Annotated in this window: 5 protein-coding genes and 1 pseudogene; 2 read left to right on the top strand and 4 right to left on the bottom strand. The window is 68.1% G+C overall.

Translation table 11 applies throughout. The annotated features are described in order from the left end of the window. Nucleotides 1-173: 173 nt before the first annotated feature. Nucleotides 174-1,007 carry a serine hydrolase domain-containing protein gene (locus AC2VOP_RS17590; protein WP_486962154.1) on the bottom strand — a complete coding sequence of 278 codons (834 nt, stop codon included), beginning with the start codon at nt 1,005-1,007 and terminating at the stop codon, nt 174-176. Continuing rightward, nucleotides 1,004-2,038 (bottom strand): class I SAM-dependent methyltransferase, encoded by a 1,035-nt coding sequence (locus tag AC2VOP_RS17595; RefSeq protein WP_486962158.1) that lies wholly within the window; start codon nt 2,036-2,038, stop codon nt 1,004-1,006. The genes AC2VOP_RS17590 and AC2VOP_RS17595 overlap by 4 nt, the downstream gene beginning before the upstream one ends. Nucleotides 2,039-2,101: 63 nt before the next feature. Between AC2VOP_RS17595 and AC2VOP_RS17600 the strand changes: the two genes are divergently transcribed. Together AC2VOP_RS17600 and AC2VOP_RS17605 are read left to right on the top strand one after the other, a co-directional pair. Next, nucleotides 2,102-3,187 (top strand): S-(hydroxymethyl)mycothiol dehydrogenase, encoded by a 1,086-nt coding sequence (locus AC2VOP_RS17600; protein WP_486962155.1) that lies wholly within the window; start codon nt 2,102-2,104, stop codon nt 3,185-3,187. Beyond that, nucleotides 3,184-3,831 (top strand): MBL fold metallo-hydrolase, encoded by a 648-nt coding sequence (locus AC2VOP_RS17605; RefSeq protein ID WP_486962156.1) that lies wholly within the window; start codon nt 3,184-3,186, stop codon nt 3,829-3,831. The genes AC2VOP_RS17600 and AC2VOP_RS17605 overlap by 4 nt, the downstream gene beginning before the upstream one ends. A gap of 47 nt (nt 3,832-3,878) precedes the next feature. Here the strand turns inward: AC2VOP_RS17605 and AC2VOP_RS17610 are convergent, their stop codons facing one another. Together AC2VOP_RS17610 and AC2VOP_RS17615 are read right to left on the bottom strand one after the other, a co-directional pair. Then, nucleotides 3,879-5,507 carry an Hsp70 family protein gene (locus AC2VOP_RS17610; protein ID WP_486962157.1) on the bottom strand — a complete coding sequence of 543 codons (1,629 nt, stop codon included), beginning with the start codon at nt 5,505-5,507 and terminating at the stop codon, nt 3,879-3,881. Between the two features lie 86 nt (nt 5,508-5,593). Then, nucleotides 5,594-5,894: pseudogene (locus AC2VOP_RS17615) on the bottom strand (dihydrodipicolinate reductase); the annotation flags it as partial.

Raw genomic sequence — 5,894 nt, forward strand, 5'->3', positions numbered from 1 at the left:
TACACCACGCCGCTGGTCGAGTCGGCGAACTGGTTCGACACGCTCATCGGTTGCTCCTTCGGCTCCACAAGGGACGTCTTCCCCAACGACCCGGTGAGACCGCGACGAGCAGCGATGTAGCTGATGTTCTCGTGTTGTGCGCGTCTATTGTGCCTTGTGAGGCACCTGTTGCGCTAGTTCTGTCGATACTCGGCAATCACCGTGTCGGCCAGCGTCGGCCACAACGGCTTCGCCCAGGCTCCGAAATCGCGGTCGGTGAGCACGATCAACACCAGCTCCACCGCGGGATCTGCCCAGATCAGCGTGCCGGATTGACCGAAGTGGCCATAGCTGCCGGGCGAGTTGGACGCACCGGTCCAGTGCGGCGACTTCTCGTCCCGGATCTCGAAACCCAGCCCCCAATCGTTGGGCCGCTGCACGCCGTATCCCGGCAGAACGCCGTCCAGACCGGGAAACTGCACGGTGATCGCCTCGGCGTGCAGCTGCGCCGACACCGTCGTCGGGCGCAGCAGGTCACCGGCGAACGCAGCCAGGTCGGCGACCGTCGACGTGCCCCCGAACCCCGCCGTGGCCACGCCGCCGTCGAGCCGGGTGGCCGTCATGCCCAGCGGTTCGAACACCGCCTCGGCGAGGTAACGGTCAAACGCGATGCCCGAGGCGCGCTGTACGGTCGCGGCCAGCACCGAAAAGGCGTAGTTGGAGTAGACCCGGCGGGTGCCGGGCTTGGCCACCACCCGATCCGAGGATGGCGAAAGCCCGGACGCGTGCGCCAGCAGGTGACGCACGGTGGCACCGGGCGGGCCTGCTGCAGTGTCCAGCTCGACGGCTCCCTCCTCGACGGCGACCTGCACCGCCCGAGCCACCAGCGGTTTTGTCACCGACGCCAAGAAGAACTCGCGTCGGGCGTCGCCGTGGCCGGCCAGTACCCCCTGCGGGCCGACCACCGCGCCGGCCGCTGTGTCGACCGGCCAGTCGTCGAGTACCGACAGGGGATTGCGGGTGCTCACTTGTGCGCGACGTAGTGGTATTTACCCGGGTTGGCATCCAGTTCCTCGACCACGACGTCGGCGAAGCCGGCGTCGGCCAGCATCGAGGTGGCCAGCTGCCGGCCCCAGACCGTACCCAGCCCCGCGCCGCCGTACGCCAGGGACACCGACATGCAGTGCATCGTCGACACCGTGTACAGATGAGGCGCCAGCGGCATCCCGACGTTCTCCTCGAGCCGGCTGGAGCCCCGGACGTCCACCATCAAAAAGACCCCGCCGGGCCGCAGCGCGGCATGGATATTGCTCAGCACCTGCGCCGGCTGGGCTTGGTCGTGGATGGTGTTGAACGCGGTGATCACGTCGTAAGCCTGCACCAGATCCACCTCGGCCAGGTCACGGCGCTCGAATGCCACGTTCGCCAGGCCGGCGGCGGTGGCCTCGGCGGCCCCCACCGCCAGGGCCTCATCGGAGAAGTCGATCCCGGTGAACCGGCTCGCCGGGAATGCCCGGGCCATCAGGTTGACGGCATGCCCACTGCCGCAACCGAAGTCGGCTACGTCCAGGCCCTCGCGCAGCCGCACCGGCAAACCGGGAACCACCGGCAGGATGTGGTCGATCAGCGCGGTGTCGAATACCTGGGCGCTCTGTTCGGCTTCGATCGCGTGGAACCGCGGATATTCGCTGTACGGCAAGCCACCGCCGGTGTGGAAACAATCGACGATCCGCTCTTCGACCTCGCCGAGCAGCGAGATCGACATGGCGACCGCGGCGAGGTTACGCGGACCAGCCGCCCTGGTCAGCACCGCGGCACGGTGGCGCGGCAGCACATACGTCGCCGTCGACGGGTCGTAGTCGACGATCCGACCGGTGACCATGCCGCCCAGCCATTCGCGGACATATCGTTCGTCGAGGCCGGCGGCCGCGGCAATCTCGGCGCTGGTCGCTGGTGCTGACCCGGCCATCGTTTCGAACAGCGAGGTCTTGTGCCCGATGCTGGTCAGAATCGCCACACTGGCATCATCGATGACGTTCACTATCCGCTTGGTGAACATTTTGATATCTTCGGAGTCTTCGGCGTCTTCGGCTGGAGCTGTCACACAGGTAGGTTAACCGGCATGGGCCAGACGGTGCGCGGCGTGATTTCCCGGAAGAAGGGTGACCCGGTCGAGCAAGTCGATATCGTCGTCCCCGACCCCGGGCCGGGTGACGTGGTGGTCGACCTGATCGCCTGCGGGGTCTGTCACACCGACGTGATGTACCGCGACGGCGGCATCAGCGACAACTACCCGTTCCTGCTCGGCCACGAGGCTGCCGGCACCGTGGCGGCCGTCGGTGCCGGGGTGACCGCGGTAGCGCCAGGCGATTTCGTGATCCTGAACTGGCGGGCCGTCTGCGGCCAGTGCCGGGCGTGCAAACGCGGCCGGCCACAGTACTGCTTCGACACCTTCAACGCCTCGACGCCGATGACGCTGGCCGACGGCACCGAGCTCACCCCGGCGCTGGGCATCGGCGCGTTCGCCGACAAAACGCTGGTGCACGCCGGTCAGTGCACCAAGGTCGACCCGGCAGCCGACCCAGCGGTGGCCGGGCTGCTGGGCTGCGGGGTGATGGCCGGGCTGGGCGCGGTCGTCAACACCGGTGGGGTCAGCCGTGACGACACCGTCGCGGTGATCGGCTGCGGCGGGGTGGGCGATGCGGCCATCGCCGGTGCCGCCCTTGTCGGGTCCAAGCGGATCATCGCCGTCGACATCGATGCCACCAAGCTGAAGTGGGCCCGCGACTTCGGTGCCACCCACACCGTCAACGCCCGCGAGGCTGACGTGGTGCAGGCCATCGCCGACCTCACCGACGGTTTCGGCGCGGACGTGGTGATCGACGCCGTCGGTCGCCCGGAAACCTGGAAGCAAGCGTTCTACTCCCGCGACTTGGCCGGAACAGTTGTGCTGGTGGGGGTTCCAGAACCGGAGATGCAGCTGGACATACCGCTGATCGACATCTTCTCCCGTGGCGGCTCGCTGAAGTCCTCGTGGTACGGCGACTGTCTGCCAGAGCGTGACTTCCCCACCCTGATCAGCCTGTATCTGCAGGGCCGGCTGCCGCTGGCGAGGTTCGTCTCCGAGCGCATCGGCCTCGGCGACGTCGAGCAGGCCTTCGCCAGAATGCACTCCGGTGAGGTGCTGCGCTCGGTCGTGATGCTATGACTGGCTCCGAGACCGGCTCCGAGACCGGCGTCGAGCGGGTGGTCACCCACGGCACCTTCGAACTCGACGGCGGCAGTTGGGAAGTCGACAACAACATCTGGATCGTCGGCGACGACTCCGAGGTGGTGGTCGTCGACGCCGCGCACACCGCCGCGCCCATTGTGGAGGCGGTCGGTGACCGCAAGGTGGTGGCGGTGCTGTGCACGCACGGCCACAACGACCACGTCACGGTGGCCCCGGAACTGGGCGAGGCATTCGACGCGCCGGTGCTGCTGCACCCGGCCGATGACATGCTGTGGCGGATGACCCATCCGGAGAAGAACTTTCACCCGACATTCGACAGCAAGACGCTGACTGTCGCCGGGATGAAACTGTATGCGTTGCACACCCCCGGGCACTCCCCCGGGTCGGTGTGCTGGTATACGCCCGACCTGAGTGCGGTGTTCAGCGGCGACACCTTGTTTTCCGGTGGGCCGGGTGCGACCGGGCGTTCGTTCTCCGACTTCCCGACCATCCTGGCGTCGATCTCACACCGGCTGGGCAACTTGCCAGCCGACACCGTCGTCTACACCGGCCACGGTGACACCACTGGGGTCGGCGACGAGCTGGTGCACTACGACGACTGGGTGGCCCGCGGATACTGAACTAAATTTAAAGCCACCGATCTCCTGCTGCCACGTGGGCTACCGCGCTACGGCGCCTCGGAGGTATCAGGGGATTCCGGAGCCGGCGGGATAGCGGTGATACCAGGGACTTCCGGCGGCGTGGGAACCGTGGGCTGTTCGGGCAGCGTGGGCTGTTCGGGCGGCGGCGGCACATCACGCGGCGTGGGTTGAGAGGTGGGCTCCGTCGGTTGCGGGGTGACGGTCGGCGGCGTCGGTTCGGTGCTGGCAGCGTGGCGCAGTGCGATCACCGCTACCACACCCATGATCAGCACCACCAGCGCCACGCCCAGGATCAACGGCACCGGCCGCCGATACCAGTCGACCTTGCTGCGACCCGACCCTTCCGGAAACGGTTCGTAGGCGACGGCGGGCTCCGGCGACGTCACCAGATCAGGCCCTGGCGCTGCTGGCCACGGGGGTTCGGTTGGCTGCAGCTGCGGCGAGACCGGGGCATCGGGCTGCGGCACCACCGGAGTGTCGGGCTGCTGCCACACCGATGCGTGCGGCGGCGGTGCCGGTGGGGTGGGCTGCGGCGGCGGTACCGCCGTGTCCGGCCGCAACGGCGCCGGTGGGGCCGCAACACCTGCGGTTCCCGAAGCTTGCGGAGCCCTGCCGCTGACTCGCAATGCGGCACCGATGGCCGCCGTCAGCTGCGGTCGCGGCGAGCTGACCACGGTGACCCCAAGACGGTTCGACAGCCCGGCGGTGATCGCCGGAATATTCGCCCCGCCGCCCACCGCGGCCACCGCCACCAGGTCCGCCGCGGGAATTCTCTTGCGGCCCATGCTCTCCTGCACCGCAGCGATGACGCCGTCGAACGGCTGGCGGATCACTTCGTCGAGTTCGGCTCTGGTAACCCAGGTGTCGCCGCGGAATCCGGGCAGACCGACGGTCACTTCGGTGACCGTCTCCGCCGAGAGCCGCTCTTTGGCCTGGCGGCATTGACCGCGAAGCCGGGCCAACGAACCGATCCCCCCAGTTGCCGGGGCGTCGTCCAATGAGCCGCTTGCGCTCAAGTAGGCCACCACGTAGTTCAGCAGCGCCTGGTCGATCACCTCACCGGAGAAATCGGTATACCGCGTAGTGGCGCCGATGGGCTGATAGCCGCGGGCGGCGTCGACCAAAGTGATGCTGGTGCCGCTGCCGCCGAAGTCACACACCGCGATTATCCCGGTGAGCGGTAGGCCAGGGTCGGCTTGCAGCGACGTCAGCGCCGCGGCGACATCGCTGATCAGCGGCGGCGGAGACGGTGACCATTCCGGTACCCGGCTCAGCGCTGTGCCCAGCGCGTCCACGGCCGTCGCCGACCAGTGCGCGGGATGGCTCACCGCAACCGCTGCCGGCAGCGGGCGTCCGCCGGTCGCGACGAAGGCCAACGCATGCAACGCGTCGGCCAGCAACTGCTCGCCCCGGCGGGTGGATCCGTCAGCGGCCACCACCGGCACAGAGTCGCCCACCCGGTTGACGAAATCGGTGACCACCAGCCCTGGTTCACCGGCATCCGCCGGCAGCTCGGCGGCCACCCCGACCTGAGGTGAACGGTTGTCATACAACGTCAGCACGGGCCTGCGGGTGACCGCATGATCAGCGGTGACCGCCGCCAGAGTGGTGGCCCCGACCGACATGCCTATCGCCGGTATCGTCTCGTCCGCCATGGTGTCCAATCCCTGGTCTCGCCGGCCTGTGGGCACACGCCGACCACTACAATTTATCGGTAAATACGCCGTTTCCCGGTATTTGCTCAGCGAATCGCGCCGGAACCGGCGATGAGCGGCAAGTCGAGCGCGGTCACCCAGCCGGGCGGCAGGTCATTAACCGCGGGAACCGCGTTGAGCGCCCGCATCCCGGTGGCCAGGCAGCCCGCGGTCGCCGCGTCGCGTCCGGAGCCGTCGGTGAATCGGAACGCAGTCTCCTGCGAAATGCTCGGCGTTCCCTCGATGTCGACGCGGTAGACGTCGTCGCGGGTGCCCGACGGCCAGTCCGGGGCCGCGTCACGCCCGATGCGGTTGACGTGCTCCAACTGGATGCGGGTCTGGCCCCGG

The sequence above is a fragment of the Mycobacterium sp. TH-M106 genome (assembly GCF_057473765.1).

Coding starts and splice junctions, on each gene's coding strand:
- AC2VOP_RS17600 (WP_486962155.1), top strand. CDS start 2,102: ATGGGCCAGACGGTGCGCGGCGTGATTTCCCGGAAGAAGGGTGACCCG.
- AC2VOP_RS17595 (WP_486962158.1), bottom strand. CDS start 2,038: ATGTTCACCAAGCGGATAGTGAACGTCATCGATGATGCCAGTGTGGCG.
- AC2VOP_RS17610 (WP_486962157.1), bottom strand. CDS start 5,507: ATGGCGGACGAGACGATACCGGCGATAGGCATGTCGGTCGGGGCCACC.
- AC2VOP_RS17605 (WP_486962156.1), top strand. CDS start 3,184: ATGACTGGCTCCGAGACCGGCTCCGAGACCGGCGTCGAGCGGGTGGTC.